Raw genomic sequence first — 18,091 nt, forward strand, 5'->3', positions numbered from 1 at the left:
CTGCACGCTGTGAAGCTCATCCAGGCCAATGGCGTCCCAGAGTCCCTCGCCCGCGTCGACCAGCCCGGCACCGCGCCCATCCGGGTCGGCGTGGTGCAGCACGAGTGGGTCGACGACCCCGCTGCCCTCCTCGAGACGCTCCGTGACGGCATCCGCACGGCGGCCGAGGCCGGCGCCTCCATCGTCTTCCTGCCCGAGCTGACCCTGTCGCGCTACCCGGCCGACACGCTGCCAGCGGGCACCCCGTCGGCGCTCGCCGAGGATCTCGAGTCCGGCCCGACGGTGACCTTCGCCCGCGATGCCGCCCGCGACTTCGGGATCCCCGTCCACGCCTCGCTCTACGAGCGCGCCGACGAGGGCGACGGGCTCGGCTTCAACACCGCGGTCGTCGTGGCCCCGAGCGGGGAGGTCGTGGCCCGGACCCGCAAGACCCACATCCCCGTCACGGCCGGCTACTACGAGGACAAGTACTTCCGCCCCGGACCGCCCGACGACGCGTATCCCGTTGTGGCACTGGGTGACCCGGCGCTCAGGCTCGGCCTGCCGACCTGCTGGGACGAGTGGTTCCCCGAGGTCGCGCGCCTCTACTCGCTCGGCGGCGCCGAGGTGCTCTGCTACCCCACGGCCATCGGGTCCGAGCCCGACCATCCCGACTTCGACACGCAGCCGCTGTGGCAGCAGGTCATCGTCGGCAACGGCATCGCCAACGGCCTCTTCATGGTCGTGCCCAACCGCTTCGGCACCGAGGGCCTCATCACCTTCTACGGCAGCTCGTTCATCTCCGACCCCTACGGTCGCGTCCTCGTCCAGGCCCCGCGTGACGAGGCGGCCGTCCTCGTCGCCGACCTCGACCTCGCGCAGCGACGCGACTGGCTCGAGCTCTTCCCCTTCCTCGAGACCCGTCGGCCCGACTCGTATGCCGCCCTGACCGCACCCGTGCGGGACGAGCACCGTCGCGAGGTGCAGCAGTGACCGATGCCGTCCCGGCGCCGAGCGGTGCGGGAGGCGCGGCGGGAGCGGGTGAGCCCGGCTGGCTGATGCCGTCCGAGACCGCCCGGCACGACTGCACGTGGATGGCCTGGCCGAGCCAGGGCTACACCCTCGGCGAGACTCCCGAGGAGGTGGCCTCGGCGCGCCGCACGTGGGCGGCCGTCGCCGACGCGGTCGTCGAGTTCGAGCCGGTCCGGATGGTCGTCGTGCCCGCCGACCTCGACGTGGCGCGGGCGCACCTGCACCCCGACGTCGAGCTGGTGCCGGCCGCGCTCGACGACGCGTGGATGCGCGACATCGGCCCGACCTTCGTCCGTTCGGCCGACGGCTCGCGTCTCGGCGCGGTCGACTGGGTCTTCAACGGCTGGGGCGCGCAGGCGTGGGCCACGTGGGAGCACGACGCCCGGGTCGGCGGCTTCGTCGCGGGTCTGTCCGGGGCCGAGGTCATCGGCTCGTCCCTCGTAAACGAGGGCGGTGGCATCCACGTCGACGGGCTGGGCACGGTGCTGCTCACCGAGACCGTCCAGCTCGACCCGGGCCGCAACCCGGGTCTGACCCGCAGCGACGTCGAGGCGGAGCTCGCGCGCACCATCGGGGCCACGACGTGCGTGTGGCTCCCGCGAGGCCTGACCCGCGACTACGACGAGTTCGGCACCCGCGGCCACGTCGACATCGTGGCGACGATCCCGAGGCCGGGGGTCGTGCTGCTCCACGAGCAGCAGGATCCCTCGCACCCCGACCACGCCGTCTCACGCGCCCTGCGCGAGCTCCTCGAGGACGCCCGTGACGCGCGTGGCGAGCGGTTCGAGGTCGTCGGGGTGCCGGCCCCGCGCACCCTCGCCGACGCCGAGGGCCCGGTCGACTGGTCCTACCTCAACCACCTCGTCGTCAACGACGGCGTCATCGCCTGCACCTTCGGGGACGAGCAGGACGAGGCGTCGCTCGCGGTGCTCGCCGAGGCGTACCCGGGTCGGCGGGTCGTCGGTGTCGACGCGCGCCCGCTCTTCGACCGTGGTGGCGGCATCCACTGCATCACCCAGCAGCAGCCCGCCCTCTGACACCGACCGGGTCCGTCCCACCACGCCAGGGCCCCGGACAGCCCCGGACCGCCCCGGACGTCGAGTGGGCACTCTCCCCGCGGAGAGTGCCCACTCGACGTGGAGGGGCCGCGGGTGGCCCGGCGGCTCAGGCCTGCGGGAGTCGCTTGTGGATGTCCTCGCTCATGCGCACGACCGAGAGGTAGAACTCGAGGGTCATGCGGATGACGGCGAGGTAGATGATGACGAAGACCGGGCCGAGGATGAGCGCGGCGAGGCCGGTCCCGACGCTGTTGGCGAAGCCGGCGAACACGAAGATGAGCCAGCTCGCGACGAGCGCCACGGTCGCCAGCAGGTAGACGAACCGCACGAGGATCGGCGTGACGAAGTTCGTGAAGCTGAAGTCGAAGAGCGCGGCGAAGAAGCCGGCGCCCTCCCTGGCGGGGTCCGGGATGCTCGACATGCCGCTCGACCCACCGGTCGGCGCCACGGGCGGCGGCGGGGGAGGGGTGCTGCCGGCGACCGGTGCGTCCGGTGCGCCCGGGGCGGCCGGCACGGGCGACGCGGGCGAGGCGGGCTGGCCGCTCGGGATCGGCGTCGTCGGGTCGCTGCCGGCGGGCTGGTTGAAGGACGGTTGCTCGGGCGGGTTCGGATCGGACATGGCTTCCCTCTCGGAAGGAGACGTCAACGGATCTCTGGCGTGCTCCATGCTAGGGCGGGGCCCTGTCCAGAGGCCCGGATCGGCACCCTCGCGCTGCGCGTCGTCGCAGGTCAGCGGGGTTCTGGCCCGCGCTGCGCGGCGTGTCGCGACGCGCCTGCCGAGGGGTGGGTCTTGACGTCGGGCCCGCGGAGGGCCATATTCGTCGCGTTCGCATCGCGAGCTCCCGGTCCGGGAGGCGTGGCAGGTCACGTCGAGGGCGCCGGTCGTTCCAGACCGGTGGGCGCCTCGACAGACGATCTCCGTCTCTTGACCCGGCTGGACACTCCTGCCCTTTACCGGTAGGCTAGGCCTTTGCGCTGCCCATGCCCACCCTTCGCGACCTCGGTCAGGCCAATCACCATGCCATCCGGCATCCGGTATGACCTCGGGACCCGCGAGCGGAGCCATGCGGCAACGCGGATCTGAAGATTCGAAAAAGGCCCGTGGAAGGACCCTCCTTGGCTGCCTCGCGTACTGCGACGAACATGTCCACCGCACAGACCCCTTCGGGGCGTCTGTCCTTCGCGAAGATTCGCGAACCACTCGAGGTCCCCGACCTCCTGGCGCTTCAGACGGAGAGCTTCGACTGGCTGCTCGGCAACGAGCGCTGGCAGGCTCGCGTCGCCGCGGCCAAGGCCGAGGGACGCACCGACGTCCCGGACCGGTCCGGGCTCGAGGAGATCTTCGAGGAGATCTCCCCGATCGAGGACTTCAGCGGCTCCATGTCGCTGTCGTTCCGCGACCACCGCTTCGAGGAGACCCGCAAGACGATCGAGTCGTGCAAGGAGCGCGACCAGACGTACGACGCACCGCTCTTCGTCACCGCCGAGTTCATGAACGCCCAGACGGGTGAGATCAAGAGCCAGACGGTCTTCATGGGCGACTTCCCGCTCATGACCGAGCGCGGCACCTTCATCATCAACGGCACCGAGCGTGTCGTCGTCTCGCAGCTCGTCCGCAGCCCGGGCGTCTACTTCGAGCGCACGCCCGACAAGACGTCCGACAAGGACATCTACACGGCCAAGATCATCCCGAGCCGCGGTGCCTGGCTCGAGTTCGAGATCGACAAGCGCGACATGGTCGGCGTCCGCGTCGACCGCAAGCGCAAGCAGTCGGTCACGGTGCTCCTCAAGGCCCTCGGCTGGACCGAGGCCCAGATCCTCGAGGAGTTCGGCGAGTTCGAGTCGATGCGCCTCACCCTGGAGAAGGACCACACCCAGGGCCAGGACGACGCGCTGCTCGACATCTACCGCAAGCTGCGCCCGGGCGAGCCGCCGACCAAGGAGGCCGCGCAGACCCTGCTCGACAACCTCTACTTCAACGGCAAGCGCTACGACCTCGCCAAGGTCGGCCGCTACAAGGTGAACAAGAAGCTCGGTCTCGACGCCTCGATCAACGACTCGACCCTGTCGATCGACGACATCGTCAAGACGATCAAGTTCATCGTCACGCTGCACGACGGCCAGGACTCGATGAAGGGCGTCAAGAACGCCGAGGAGATCGACGTCCGCGTCGAGGTCGACGACATCGACCACTTCGGCAACCGTCGCCTGCGCTCCGTCGGCGAGCTCATCCAGAACCAGGTCCGCACGGGCCTGTCGCGGATGGAGCGTGTCGTCCGCGAGCGCATGACGACGCAGGACGTCGAGGCGATCACTCCGCAGACCCTGATCAACATCCGCCCTGTGGTGGCCTCGATCAAGGAGTTCTTCGGCACGTCGCAGCTCTCGCAGTTCATGGACCAGAACAACCCGCTCGCGGGTCTGACGCACAAGCGTCGTCTGTCCGCGCTCGGCCCGGGTGGTATCTCCCGTGACCGCGCCCAGATGGAGGTCCGTGACGTCCACCCGTCGCACTACGGCCGCATGTGCCCGATCGAGACGCCGGAAGGCCCGAACATCGGCCTCATCGGCTCGCTCGCGTCCTACGGTCGCATCAACGCGTTCGGCTTCATCGAGACGCCGTACCGCAAGGTGACCGGCGGTCACGTGACCGACGACGTCGACTACCTGTCCGCCGACGAGGAGGACCGCTACGTCGTCGCCCAGGCCAACGCGCCGCTCGACAAGCAGAACAACTTCACCGAGGACCGCGTGCTCGTGCGCACCAAGGGTGGAGAGGTCGAGCTCGTCCCCGGCGACGAGGTCGACTACATGGACGTCTCGCCGCGCCAGATGGTCTCGGCCGCGACCGCGATGATCCCGTTCCTCGAGCACGACGACGCCAACCGTGCCCTCATGGGCGCCAACATGCAGCGTCAGGCCGTCCCGCTCGTCAAGAGCGAGGCGCCGATCGTCGGCACCGGCATGGAGTTCCGCGCCGCCCTCGACTCGGGCGACGTCGTCCGCGCCGAGAAGGCCGGAGTCGTCCAGGAGGTGTCGGCCGACCTCGTCACCGTCGCCAACGACGACGGCACGTACCAGACCTACCGCATCGCCAAGTTCGCGCGCTCCAACCAGGGCACGAGCTACAACCAGGTCGTCGTCGTGAACGAGGGCGACCGTCTCGAGGCCGGTGGCGTCATCGCCGACGGTCCCGCGACCGAGGGTGGCGAGATGGCGCTCGGGCGCAACCTGCTCGTGGCGTTCATGTCGTGGGAGGGCCACAACTACGAGGACGCGATCATCCTCAGCCAGCGTCTGGTCCAGGACGACGTCCTCTCCTCGATCCACATCGAGGAGCACGAGGTCGACGCCCGCGACACGAAGCTCGGCCCCGAGGAGATCACCCGGGACATCCCGAACGTCTCCGAGGAGGTCCTCGCCGACCTCGACGAGCGCGGCATCATCCGCGTCGGCGCCGAGGTCCGTGACGGTGACCTGCTCGTTGGCAAGGTCACGCCCAAGGGCGAGACCGAGCTGACGCCGGAGGAGCGCCTGCTGCGCGCCATCTTCGGTGAGAAGGCGCGCGAGGTCCGTGACACGAGCCTCAAGGTGCCTCACGGCGAGACCGGCACGGTCATCGGCGTCAAGGAGTTCCGTGCCGACCTGGGCGACGACCTGCCGCCCGGCGTCAACCAGCTCGTCCGCGTCTACGTGGCCAACAAGCGCAAGATCACCGACGGTGACAAGCTCGCCGGCCGCCACGGCAACAAGGGCGTCATCTCCAAGATCCTGCCGGTCGAGGACATGCCGTTCCTCGAGGACGGCACGGCGGTCGACGTCGTGCTCAACCCGCACGGTGTGCCGCGACGCATGAACCTCGGCCAGATCCTCGAGCTGCACCTCGGCTGGGCCGCCTCGCGCGGCTGGAAGATCGAGGGCAACCCGGAGTGGGCCAAGGAGATCGCGCCCGACGCGCACGAGGCCCCCGCGGGCACGCGCGTGGCGACGCCGGTCTTCGACGGTGCGTCGGAGGACGTCGTCACGGGTCTGCTCGACTCGACGCTCAAGACGCGCGACGGGGTCCGCCTCATCGACGCCTCGGGCAAGACGCGCCTCTTCGACGGCCGCTCCGGCGAGCCGTTCCCCGAGCCCGTCGCGGTCGGCTACATGTACATCCTCAAGCTCCACCACCTCGTGGACGACAAGATCCACGCTCGTTCGACGGGTCCGTACTCCATGATCACCCAGCAGCCGCTCGGCGGTAAGGCCCAGTTCGGTGGCCAGCGCTTCGGTGAGATGGAGGTCTGGGCCCTCGAGGCGTACGGCGCCGCCTACACGCTCCAGGAGCTCCTGACGATCAAGTCGGACGACGTTCCCGGCCGCGTGAAGGTCTACGAGGCCATCGTCAAGGGCGAGAACATCCCCGACTCGGGCATCCCGGAGTCGTTCAAGGTCCTCCTCAAGGAGATGCAGTCGCTGTGTCTCAACGTCGAGGTCCTGAGCAGCGACGGCACCACGATCGAGATGAAGGAGTCCGACGAGGAGGTCTTCCGCGCGGCGGAGGAGCTCGGCATCGACCTGAGCCGGCGTGAGCCGTCCAGCGTCGAAGAGGTCTGAGAAGGCCACCTAACGACAAGCGGTGCGTATGCCGCTGGGCCCGCTCAGCGGCATACGCCCCCTCGTCAACGAACACCACTCAGACCAAAGACTTAACGAGAGTTACGAGAGAAGGAACCACGTGCTCGACGTCAACTTCTTCGACGAGCTGCGCATCGGCCTCGCCACCGCGGAATCCATCCGCCAGTGGAGCCACGGCGAGGTCAAGAAGCCCGAGACCATCAACTACCGCACGCTCAAGCCCGAGAAGGAGGGCCTGTTCTGCGAGCGCATCTTCGGCCCCACCCGGGACTGGGAGTGCAACTGCGGCAAGTACAAGCGTGTCCGCTTCAAGGGCATCATCTGTGAGCGCTGTGGCGTCGAGGTCACGCGCGCCAAGGTGCGCCGTGAGCGGATGGGCCACATCGAGCTCGCCGCCCCCGTCACCCACATCTGGTACTTCAAGGGTGTCCCGAGCCGCCTCGGCTACCTGCTCGACCTCGCCCCGAAGGACCTCGAGAAGGTCATCTACTTCGCGGCCTACATGATCACGTCCGTCGACGAGGACCAGCGTCACGCTGACCTGCCGTCGCTGGAGGCGCAGATCCAGGTCGAGAAGAAGGAGATCGAGAACCGCCGCGACGCCGACGTCGAGTCGCGCGCGCAGCTGCTCGAGCGCAACGTCGCCGAGCTCGAGGCCGAGGGTGCCAAGGCCGACGCGAAGCGCAAGGTCCGCGACCAGGCCGAGCGCGAGATGAACAACATCCGCAAGCGTGCCGACCAGCTGGTCGAGCGCCTCGAGCAGGTCTGGGACCGCTTCAAGAACCTCAAGGTCCAGGACCTCGAGGGCGACGAGATCCTCTACCGCGAGATGCGTGACCGCTTCGGTCTGTACTTCGAGGGCGGCATGGGCGCCGCGGCGATCCAGAAGCGCCTCGAGTCCTTCGACCTCGACGCCGAGGCGGACCTCCTCCAGGAGATCATCGCCACCGGCAAGGGCCAGAAGAAGACCCGCGCCATCAAGCGCCTCAAGGTCGTCAACGCCTTCCAGATGACGACGAACCACCCGTCGGGCATGGTCCTCGACGCGATCCCGGTCATCCCGCCGGACCTGCGCCCGATGGTGCAGCTCGACGGTGGCCGCTTCGCGACCTCGGACCTCAACGACCTCTACCGTCGCGTCATCAACCGCAACAACCGCCTGAAGCGCCTGCTCGACCTCGGTGCCCCCGAGATCATCGTCAACAACGAGAAGCGCATGCTCCAGGAGGCCGTCGACAGCCTCTTCGACAACGGCCGTCGTGGTCGCCCGGTCACGGGTCCCGGCAACCGTCCGCTCAAGTCGCTGTCCGACATGCTCAAGGGCAAGCAGGGGCGTTTCCGCCAGAACCTGCTCGGCAAGCGCGTCGACTACTCCGGCCGTTCGGTCATCGTCGTCGGCCCGCAGCTGAAGCTGCACCAGTGCGGTCTGCCCAAGCAGATGGCGCTCGAGCTCTTCAAGCCGTTCGTGATGAAGCGACTGGTCGACCTCGACCACGCGCAGAACATCAAGTCGGCCAAGCGCATGGTCGAGCGTGCCCGCCCGGTCGTGTGGGACGTCCTCGAAGAGGTCATCACGGAGCACCCGGTGCTGCTCAACCGCGCACCCACGCTGCACCGTCTCGGCATCCAGGCGTTCGAGCCGCAGCTCGTCGAGGGCAAGGCCATCCAGATCCACCCGCTCGTCTGCTCGGCGTTCAACGCCGACTTCGACGGTGACCAGATGGCTGTCCACGTGCCGCTGTCGGCCGAGGCGCAGGCCGAGGCACGCATCCTCATGCTCTCGAGCAACAACATCCTGAAGCCGGCTGACGGTCGCCCCGTCACCATGCCGACCCAGGACATGATCACCGGCATCTACCACCTGACCGACGCGGTCGACGGTGGCGGCATCGGTGCGGGTCGCGCGTTCTCGTCGCCCTCGGAGGCCCGCATGGCCTTCGACCGTGGCGAGATCCTGCTCGGCTCGGCGATCAAGCTGCGCCTGACGGACGCGGTGCCCCCGGCCGGCTTCGAGCTGCCCGAGGGTGTCGAGGCCGGCGAGGACGGCATCGTCAAGAGCATCACGCTCGAGACGACGCTCGGCCGCGCGATCTTCAACGACACGCTGCCGCTCGACTACCCGTTCGAGAACCGCCCGGTCGACCGCAAGCGCCTCTCGGCGATCGTCAACGACCTCGCGGAGCGCTACTCCAAGGTCCAGGTCGCCGCGTCCCTCGACGCCCTGAAGGAGGCCGGTTTCCACTGGTCGACCCGCTCGGGCTGCACCGTCGCCATCTCCGACGTCACGACGCCGGACAACAAGACGGCGATCCTCGAGGGCTACGAGACGAAGGCCGCCAAGGTCCAGACGCAGTACGAGCGCGGTCTCATCACCGACGACGAGCGTCGTCAGGAGCTCGTCGAGATCTGGACGCAGGCGTCCAACCAGGTCGCCAAGGAGATGGAGACCAACTTCCCGCGCACGAACCCCATCTACCGGATGGTGTCCTCGGGTGCTGGTGGTAACTGGTTCCAGATCCGTCAGATCGCCGGCATGCGTGGCCTCATGGCCAACCCGAAGGGCGAGATCATCCCGCGCCCGATCAAGGCGAACTTCCGTGAGGGCCTCACGGTGCTCGAGTTCTTCATCTCGACGCACGGTGCCCGTAAGGGTCTGGCCGACACGGCGCTTCGTACCGCCGACTCCGGCTACCTCACTCGTCGTCTCGTCGACGTGTCGCAGGACGTCATCATCCGTGAGGACGACTGCGGCACCGAGCGTGGCCTCAAGCTGCCGATCGCCCAGGTCAACGAGACCACGGGCACGCGTGCGCCGAGCGAGGTCGTCGAGGCCTCGGTCTACGCCCGCACGCTGGCCGAGGACGTCGTCGTCGACGGCGAGACGCTCGCCGTGGCCGGCATCGACCTCGGTGACGTCGTGATCGACGCGCTCTACGCGGCCGGTGTCGACGAGGTGCGGATCCGCTCGGTCCTCACCTGCGACAGCAAGGTCGGCACGTGTGCGGCCTGCTACGGCCGCTCGCTCGCGACCGGCAAGCTCGTCGACATCGGCGAGGCCGTCGGCATCATCGCGGCCCAGTCGATCGGTGAGCCCGGCACGCAGCTGACGATGCGTACCTTCCACACCGGTGGTGCGGCTGCGGCCGACGACATCACCCAGGGTCTGCCGCGTGTCGTCGAGCTGTTCGAGGCGCGTACGCCCAAGGGTGTCGCCCCGATCGCCGAGGCCACCGGCCGCGTCGAGATCGAGGACACCGACAAGGCGCGTCGCGTCCTGCTCACGCCCGACGACGGCTCCGAGCAGCACGCCTACCCGGTCAGCAAGCGTTCGCGCCTGCTCGTCGGCGACGGCGACCACGTGACCGTGGGTGACAAGCTGGTCCAGGGCGCGATCGACCCCAAGCAGGTCCTTCGCATCCTTGGCCCGCGTGCCGCCCAGAAGCACCTCGTCGACGAGGTGCAGCGGGTCTACCGTCAGCAGGGTGTGTCGATCCACGACAAGCACATCGAGGTCATCGTGCGCCAGATGCTGCGGCGCGTGACGATCATCGAGGCCGGCGACGCCGACCTGCTGCCCGGCGAGCTCGCCGAGCGTGGTCGCTTCGAGGAGGAGAACCGCAAGGTCATGGCCGAGGGTGGCCGTCCGGCTGCCGGTCGTCCCGAGCTCATGGGCATCACCAAGGCCTCGCTCGCGACCGAGTCGTGGCTGTCGGCCGCGTCCTTCCAGGAGACGACCCGCGTGCTCACGCAGGCCGCCATGGAGGCCAAGTCCGACCCGCTGCTCGGCCTCAAGGAGAACGTCATCCTCGGAAAGCTCATCCCTGCCGGCACGGGCCTGCCCCGCTACCGGAACGTCAAGGTCGAGCCCACCGAGGAAGCCAAGGCCGCGATGTACTCGCTGCCGAACTACGACGCCTACGACTACGCAGGTTTCGGTTCGGGCACCGGCGAGGCCATCCGTCTCGACGACGAGGCTCTCGGTCTCGACCAGTTCTGACCGGTCCCGTCCACCGCGTGAGCGGCGGACGACGACCACCACGTATGCCGCTGGGCCGGCTCCCCGACAGGGGAGCCGGCCCTCGGCGCGTTCGGGGGAACACCGGTTTCAGCGCGGCGACAGCGGACAAATCGGACTAGTCTCGCGGGCAAGGTGAGTGTCCGGCGGGCGCCAGGGCCGGCCGGCGACACCCTCGGGAGGTCGTCATGTTCGGTGCTCCTCGCTCGCTCAAGGTCGTGCGTGGCTCGCGTGGTCCGCGCCACCGCCCGGTGCGCTGGCCCTTCCTCCTGGCGGTGGCGATGCTGGCCGTCGCCGCCATCGTCGCCTCGGCGCCACCCGGGTCCGGCGCCACCGTCTACTCGACGGGCGACGCCGCCCTGCGCCGCGAGGTGGGACGGCTCATGACCGACCCGAGCGTGACGGCGTCGACGGCGCACGTCGGGGTCGTCGTGGCCGACGCGTCCACGCGCACGCCGGTCTACGTCCGCTACGCCAACACCCCGCTCGCCCCCGCATCGACCCAGAAGACCTTCACCGCGGCTGCGGCGATGTACACGCTCGGCAGCGGCTACCGGTGGCGCACCGACGTGTACGCGCCGTCGGCCCCCGTCGGGGGAGTGGTGTCGGGGCGGCTCTACCTCAAGGGCGCCGGCGACCCGACGCTGCTCGAGCGCGACCTGACGGCGCTGGCGAGCGCGCTGCGGTCCAAGGGCGTCACGCGGGTCACGGGTGACGTCGTCGCCGACGCGTCCGCCTTCGACGAGGTGCGCTACAGCCCGTACTGGTCGACGTCGTACGCGTCGAGCTACTACGCCGCCCAGGTGTCGGCCCTGACGCTGGCACCCGACACGGACTACGACGCGGGCACGGTCATCGTCTCCGCGAGCCCCGGCACGAGCACGACGAGCGCGCCCCGTCTCACGGTGACGCCGGCGTCCGCTGCCTCGCACGTGCGCGTCGTCAACAGGGCACGCACCTCCGCCACGGGCTCCATGACGACGATCGCGGTCACCCGGGCCTCCGGCACCAACACGCTGACGGTCACGGGCCAGGTGCCGCTCGGGCACTCGGCCGCCAGGAAGTGGGTCACGGTCGACGACCCCGCCCTCATGACGGCGCGGGCACTGCGCACCCGTCTCGTCGCCGTGGGCATCCGGGTCGACGGCACCGCGGTGCGCGGCACCACCCCGGCCGGGCAGTCCCTGCTGGCGCGCCACACGTCGATGACCCTGGGGCAGCTGCTCGTGCCCTTCCTCAAGCTGAGCAACAACGGACACGCCGAGGCCATCACCAAGACCCTGGGGTCGAGGTATGGCCGCCCGGGCAACTGGGCCGACGGCACGAAGGCCCTGCGCGACTACGCCGCCCGCGTCGGCATCCCCGTCGCCGGCCTGCGGTTCGTCGACGGCTCCGGGCTCGCGAGGGCCAACCGCCTGACACCCAGCCAGCTCGCGACGCTGCTCGACAAGGTCCAGCGCACGTCGTGGTGGCCGACCTTCCGCGCCGCGTTACCGGTCGCGGGCACTGACCCCGTCCGATGGACCGGGGGCACCCTGGCCGGCCGGATGCGGGGCACGGCCGCCGCCGGCAACCTCCGCGCCAAGAACGGCAGCCTGACCGGCGTCACGTCCCTCGCGGGCTACGTCACAGGGGCCGACGGCCGTCGCTACGTGTTCGTCATGATCAGCAACTACTCCGGCATCTCGCCGCGGCCCGTGGAGGATCGTCTGGGCGTGCTGCTCGCGCGGTGGCGCATGACCAACCGCTGACCCGCGGGACCCGCTGCGTCGGTAGGGTGGTCGCATGACCGAGCCCACGGCCGACGAGCCCAACGCGACCGAGCCCGCCGACCACGCGTCGCCGGCCGCGCCCACCGCCGACGAGCCCCGCGAGGCCACTGAGCCCACCAAGCCCACTGAGCCCACCGAGCCGACCGAGCCGACCGAGCCGACCGAAGCCACCGAGGCCGACAGCGGTCCGACGCCGACGATCATCGTGCTGACCGAGGAGGCGCTCAAGCCGGTCGACGTCGACAAGATCATCGGTCTGCACGAGGAGGACGCGCCGACCTACCGCGTGCTCGTCCCCGCCGACACCGAGCGCAACCTGCTCAGCTCCTTCCTCAACCACCTCAGCCTCTTCGAGATGCGAGAGGCCCTCGAGTCCCTGCGTCCCGTCGACCGGACCGGGGCCCACAGCGACGCCGACACCGCACTGTCGACCACCTTGGCCGAGTTCGAGGGACACGACGTCGTCGCCACCGGGGAGATCACTGCCGACGACCCCATGCCGACGCTCGTCGAGGAGGTGGCCCGTCTCGGTGCGCGCGAGGTCGTCGTCGTCACCGAGCCGCACGCGGTCGAGGACACCTTCCACACCGATTGGGCCTCCCGGGCCCGCGAGACGCTCGGCGTGCCCGTGCTGCACATGTATGCCGGAGACTGGCGCCTGGGCTGAGCCGGCCGACCCCGACCCGACCCGAGCACTCGTCGGGGTGACGTGCCCCGCGCGCCGCAGCGGACGGCATACCGCATCGGCCCCGCAGGGGCCGGTCTATCCGATTTGGTCGGCGTGCCGCGCCCCGGTACGCTTGAACACTGTGTCTGAGGCACGTACTCAGGCATGCGCGATGACGGCCTCGGTGCCCTGTCCGCCCGCTCGCTGCGGACGCGACATCACTGCGGTCCAGAGCACACCTTCCGCCGGGCAACCGCTCCGACCGACTACCTTCCGGCAGTCGTCACGAGGGGAAGTGCAGGGGGAAGTACCGGTTCCGACACACCCGACCTCGGGGGTCGAGGAGCCGAACAGCCAAGGAGTCGTCCGCCAGGACGACTGACAACGAGCAACGTTATGGAGTAACCAGGTTGCCTACCATCAACCAGCTGGTCCGCAAGGGCCGCCAGGACAAGGCCAGCAAGGCCAAGACCCCGGCGCTCAAGGGCTCGCCCCAGCGCCGCGGTGTGTGCACCCGCGTGTACACCACCACCCCCAAGAAGCCGAATTCTGCCCTGCGCAAGGTCGCCCGCGTGCGCCTCTCCAGCGGCATCGAGGTCACGGCCTACATCCCCGGCGTCGGCCACAACCTGCAGGAGCACTCGATCGTGCTCGTGCGCGGTGGTCGTGTGAAGGACCTCCCGGGTGTGCGTTACAAGATCGTCCGCGGCACGCTCGACACCCAGGGTGTCAAGAACCGCAAGCAGGCTCGTAGCCGTTACGGCGCGAAGAAGGAGAAGAGCTGATGCCTCGTAAGGGACCCGCTCCGAAGCGCCCGCTCGTCGTCGACCCGGTCTACCAGAGCCCGCTCGTCACGCAGCTCGTCAACAAGATCCTCCTCGACGGCAAGAAGTCGATCGCCGAGATGATCGTCTACGGCGCCCTCGAGGGCTGCCGCCAGAAGACCGGCACCGACCCCGTCGCCACGCTCAAGCGCGCGCTCGACAACGTCAAGCCGGCTATGGAGGTCAAGAGCCGTCGCGTCGGTGGCGCGACCTACCAGGTGCCGATCGAGGTCAAGCCCAACCGCTCGACCACCCTCGCCCTGCGCTGGCTCGTCGGCTACTCGCGGCAGCGCCGTGAGAAGACGATGACCGAACGCCTGATGAACGAGATCCTCGACGCGAGCAACGGCCTCGGCGCCGCTGTCAAGCGCCGCGAGGACACCCACAAGATGGCCGAGTCCAACAAGGCCTTCGCGCACTACCGCTGGTGACCCAGCGGTCCGGCCGGTATGCCGGGAGCCCGCTCCACGGCATACCGGCTGGGCACGCGCCCGCCCGTCGCACGACGCGGCCCACGGCGCCCACGATTTTCACCCCACGACGAATGAGACGAGAAACCTGACGTGGCACTCGACGTCCTGACGGACCTCAAGAAGGTCCGCAACATCGGCATCATGGCGCACATCGACGCTGGCAAGACCACGGTGACGGAGCGCATCCTCTTCTACACCGGTGTCAACCACAAGATCGGTGAGACCCACGACGGTGCGTCGACGACCGACTGGATGGAGCAGGAGAAGGAGCGCGGCATCACGATCACGTCTGCCGCCGTGACCTCCTTCTGGGAGGGCACCCAGATCAACATCATCGACACCCCCGGACACGTGGACTTCACGGTCGAGGTCGAGCGCTCGCTGCGCGTCCTCGACGGTGCCGTCGCCGTGTTCGACGGCAAGGAGGGTGTCGAGCCGCAGTCCGAGACGGTGTGGCGTCAGGCCGACAAGTACGACGTGCCGCGCATCTGCTTCGTCAACAAGATGGACAAGCTCGGCGCCGACTTCTACTTCACCGTGGCGACCATCAAGGACCGCCTCGGTGCCGAGCCGCTCGTCATGCAGCTGCCGATCGGTGCCGAGAACGACTTCCTCGGTGTCATCGACCTCGTCTACATGCGTGCCCTCGTGTGGCCCGGCGACGCCAAGGGCGACGTGACCATGGGTGCCAAGTACGAGATCGCCGAGATCCCGGCCGACCTCCAGGCGAAGGCCGAGGAGTACCGCATGGCCCTCGTCGAGCGCGTCGCCGAGTCCGACGACGACCTCATGGAGAAGTACCTCGGCGGCGAGGAGCTGACCCCCGAGGAGCTCAAGGCCGGCATCCGCAAGCTCACCGTGAGCTCCGAGCTCTACCCGGTGTTCTGCGGCTCCGCCTTCAAGAACCGTGGCGTCCAGCCGATGCTCGACGCCGTCGTCGACTACCTCCCGTCGCCGCTCGACGTGCCGCCGATGATCGGCCACAAGCCGGGCGACGAGGCCGTCGAGCTGACCCGCGCACCGTCCACCGAGGAGCCCTTCTCGGCGCTGGCGTTCAAGGTCGCGACGCACCCGTTCTTCGGCACGCTGACCTTCATCCGCGTCTACTCGGGCCACATCAGCTCGGGCACGAGCGTCATCAACTCGACGAAGGGCCGCAAGGAGCGCATCGGGAAGCTCTTCCAGATGCACGCCAACAAGGAGAACCCCGTCGAGGAGGCCCTCGCCGGCCACATCTACGCGGCCATCGGCCTCAAGGACACGACGACCGGCGACACCCTGTCGGACATCAACGAGCAGATCGTGCTCGAGTCGATGACCTTCCCCGACCCGGTCATCCAGGTCGCCATCGAGCCCAAGACCAAGGGTGACCAGGAGAAGCTCGGCACGGCCATCCAGAAGCTCTCGGCCGAGGACCCGACCTTCCAGGTCCACCACGACGAGGACACCGGCCAGACGATCATCGCCGGCATGGGTGAGCTGCACCTCGACATCCTCGTCGACCGCATGAAGCGCGAGTTCAAGGTCGAGGCCAACGTCGGCAAGCCGCAGGTGGCCTACCGCGAGACGATCCGCCGCGCCGTGCTCAAGTACGACTACACGCACAAGAAGCAGACCGGTGGCTCGGGTCAGTTCGCCAAGGTCCAGGTCAGCTTCGAGCCCCTGGGCGAGACCGAGGACGGCTCGATGTACGAGTTCGTCAACGGTGTCACCGGTGGTCGCGTCCCGCGTGAGTACATCCCGTCCGTCGACGCCGGCATCCAGGACGCCATGCAGTACGGCGTGCTCGCCGGATACCCCCTCGTGGGCATCAAGGCGACCCTGAACGACGGCGCCTACCACGACGTCGACTCCTCGGAGATGGCGTTCAAGATCGCCGGCTCGATGGTCCTCAAGGAGGCCATCAGGAAGGCGGACCCGGTCCTGCTCGAGCCGATGATGGCCGTCGAGGTCCGTACGCCCGAGGACTACATGGGCGACGTCATCGGTGACATCAACTCCCGCCGTGGCCAGATCCAGGGCATGGAGGACATCAGCGGCGCCAAGGTCGTCAAGGGCCTCGTCCCGCTGTCCGAGATGTTCGGCTACGTCGGCGACCTGCGCTCCAAGACGCAGGGTCGCGCGAGCTTCTCCATGGAGTTCGACTCCTACGCAGAGGTCCCCAAGGCCGTTGCCGAGGAGATCATCAAGAAGACCCGCGGGGAGTGACTGCGGGCCATCCCGTAGTCTCTTCCATCGGAAACCACCCCAACAGCGCCACGTCCTGCCCTGGTCGTACGGCGTAACACGAGATAGTCCTGAGGAGGACCACAGTGGCGAAGGCAAAGTTCGAGCGGACCAAGCCGCACGTCAACATCGGCACCATCGGTCACATTGACCACGGCAAGACGACGCTGACGGCTGCGATTTCCAAGGTTCTGCACGACAAGTACCCCGACCTGAACCCCCAGTTCGCGTTCGAGGACATCGACAAGGCTCCCGAGGAGCGCCAGCGCGGTATCACGATCTCGATCGCGCACATCGAGTACCAGACGGAGGGTCGTCACTACGCCCACGTCGACTGCCCGGGCCACGCTGACTACGTGAAGAACATGATCACGGGTGCGGCTCAGATGGACGGCGCGATCCTCGTGGTCGCCGCCACCGACGGCCCCATGCCGCAGACGAAGGAGCACGTCCTCCTGGCCCGCCAGGTCGGCGTCCCCTACATCGTCGTGGCGCTCAACAAGGCCGACATGGTCGACGACGAGGAGATCCTCGAGCTCGTCGAGATGGAGGTCCGTGAGCTCCTGTCGCAGTACGAGTTCCCGGGCGACGACCTCCCGGTCGTGCAGGTCTCGGCGCTCAAGGCGCTCGAGGGCGACGAGAAGTGGGGCCAGTCGGTCCTCGACCTCATGGACGCCGTCGACAACTCCATCCCGGAGCCCGAGCGCGACGTCGACAAGCCGTTCCTCATGCCCGTCGAGGACGTCTTCACGATCACCGGTCGTGGCACCGTCGTCACCGGTCGTATCGAGCGCGGCATCCTCAAGGTCAACGAGGAGATCGAGATCGTCGGCATCCACACCGGTCCGCCGGCCAAGACGACCGTCACGGGCGTCGAGATGTTCCGCAAGCTCCTCGACGAGGGTCGCGCCGGTGAGAACGTCGGTCTGCTCCTTCGTGGCACCAAGCGCGAGGACGTCGAGCGCGGGCAGGTCATCTGCAAGCCGGGCTCGATCACCCCGCACACGGACTTCGAGGCTCAGGTCTACATCCTCTCGAAGGACGAGGGCGGCCGTCACACGCCGTTCTACGACAACTACCGTCCGCAGTTCTACTTCCGTACGACGGACGTGACGGGTGTCGTGCACCTGCCCGAGGGCACCGAGATGGTCATGCCCGGCGACAACACCGACATGACGGTCGAGCTCATCCAGCCGATCGCCATGGAGGACGGCCTCAAGTTCGCCATCCGTGAGGGTGGCCGCACGGTCGGCGCCGGTCGCGTCACGAAGATCATCAAGTGATCTGACGCTGCACCTGCAGCACTGCTTCATCGGTAGGGCCCGTTCCGCTTCGGCGGAGCGGGCCCTACCGCTGTCCCGAGGGCACGCGGTCGCGGAACGCCCGACGGCCCGAGCGGCGTGGAGCGTCGGTGGCCGCTACCAG

At 68.6% G+C, this 18,091-nt stretch carries 11 protein-coding genes; 10 read left to right on the forward strand and 1 reads right to left on the reverse strand.

Annotated features, from left to right (window positions below):
- Nucleotides 1-9: 9 nt before the first annotated feature.
- Both ASG96_RS07360 and ASG96_RS07365 read left to right on the forward strand, forming a co-directional pair.
- On the forward strand, nt 10-972 hold the full coding sequence (locus ASG96_RS07360; RefSeq protein ID WP_057587600.1) for a nitrilase-related carbon-nitrogen hydrolase: 963 nt from the start codon (nt 10-12) through the stop codon (nt 970-972).
- Between the two features lie 65 nt (nt 973-1,037).
- The gene (locus ASG96_RS07365) at nt 1,038-2,048 is read left to right on the forward strand and encodes an agmatine/peptidylarginine deiminase (protein ID WP_057588351.1); all 1,011 of its coding nucleotides are present in this window, start codon (nt 1,038-1,040) and stop codon (nt 2,046-2,048) included.
- Nucleotides 2,049-2,175: 127 nt separating this feature from the next.
- Here the strand turns inward: ASG96_RS07365 and ASG96_RS07370 are convergent, their stop codons facing one another.
- Nucleotides 2,176-2,688 carry a DUF4282 domain-containing protein gene (locus tag ASG96_RS07370; protein WP_056752767.1) on the reverse strand — a complete coding sequence of 171 codons (513 nt, stop codon included), beginning with the start codon at nt 2,686-2,688 and terminating at the stop codon, nt 2,176-2,178.
- A 497-nt stretch (nt 2,689-3,185) separates the two neighbouring features.
- On the opposite strand from ASG96_RS07370, the gene rpoB reads away from it, so the two are divergent.
- The 8 genes from rpoB to tuf all read left to right on the forward strand — a co-directional run bounded on the left by rpoB (nt 3,186) and on the right by tuf (nt 17,949).
- Nucleotides 3,186-6,668 (forward strand): DNA-directed RNA polymerase subunit beta, encoded by a 3,483-nt coding sequence (rpoB, locus tag ASG96_RS07375; RefSeq protein WP_056752770.1) that lies wholly within the window; start codon nt 3,186-3,188, stop codon nt 6,666-6,668.
- A gap of 121 nt (nt 6,669-6,789) precedes the next feature.
- A complete protein-coding gene (locus tag ASG96_RS07380) occupies nt 6,790-10,686 on the forward strand; it encodes a DNA-directed RNA polymerase subunit beta' (RefSeq protein ID WP_056752775.1) in 3,897 nt (1,298 codons plus the stop codon).
- A gap of 206 nt (nt 10,687-10,892) precedes the next feature.
- Nucleotides 10,893-12,455 carry a D-alanyl-D-alanine carboxypeptidase/D-alanyl-D-alanine-endopeptidase gene (gene dacB, locus ASG96_RS07385; RefSeq protein ID WP_057587602.1) on the forward strand — a complete coding sequence of 521 codons (1,563 nt, stop codon included), beginning with the start codon at nt 10,893-10,895 and terminating at the stop codon, nt 12,453-12,455.
- Between the two features lie 34 nt (nt 12,456-12,489).
- Nucleotides 12,490-13,143 carry a hypothetical protein gene (locus tag ASG96_RS07390; RefSeq protein ID WP_082591681.1) on the forward strand — a complete coding sequence of 218 codons (654 nt, stop codon included), beginning with the start codon at nt 12,490-12,492 and terminating at the stop codon, nt 13,141-13,143.
- A 410-nt stretch (nt 13,144-13,553) separates the two neighbouring features.
- Nucleotides 13,554-13,928: a 30S ribosomal protein S12 gene (gene rpsL, locus ASG96_RS07395; protein WP_020143255.1), complete on the forward strand. Its 375-nt coding sequence runs from the start codon at nt 13,554-13,556 to the stop codon at nt 13,926-13,928.
- Nucleotides 13,928-14,398, forward strand: coding sequence for a 30S ribosomal protein S7 (gene rpsG, locus ASG96_RS07400; RefSeq protein ID WP_056752779.1), 471 nt, complete (start codon nt 13,928-13,930; stop codon nt 14,396-14,398). Before rpsL ends, rpsG begins: the two co-directional genes overlap by 1 nt.
- A 132-nt stretch (nt 14,399-14,530) precedes the next feature.
- Nucleotides 14,531-16,648, forward strand: coding sequence for an elongation factor G (gene fusA / locus ASG96_RS07405; RefSeq protein WP_056752782.1), 2,118 nt, complete (start codon nt 14,531-14,533; stop codon nt 16,646-16,648).
- Nucleotides 16,649-16,752: 104 nt separating this feature from the next.
- Nucleotides 16,753-17,949, forward strand: a complete 1,197-nt coding sequence (gene tuf, locus ASG96_RS07410) for an elongation factor Tu (RefSeq protein WP_020143252.1) — start codon at nt 16,753-16,755, stop codon at nt 17,947-17,949.
- The last annotated feature ends 142 nt before the right edge of the window (nt 17,950-18,091 follow it).

Source organism: Terrabacter sp. Soil810 (genome assembly GCF_001429645.1).
Lineage (GTDB): Bacteria > Actinomycetota > Actinomycetes > Actinomycetales > Dermatophilaceae > Terrabacter.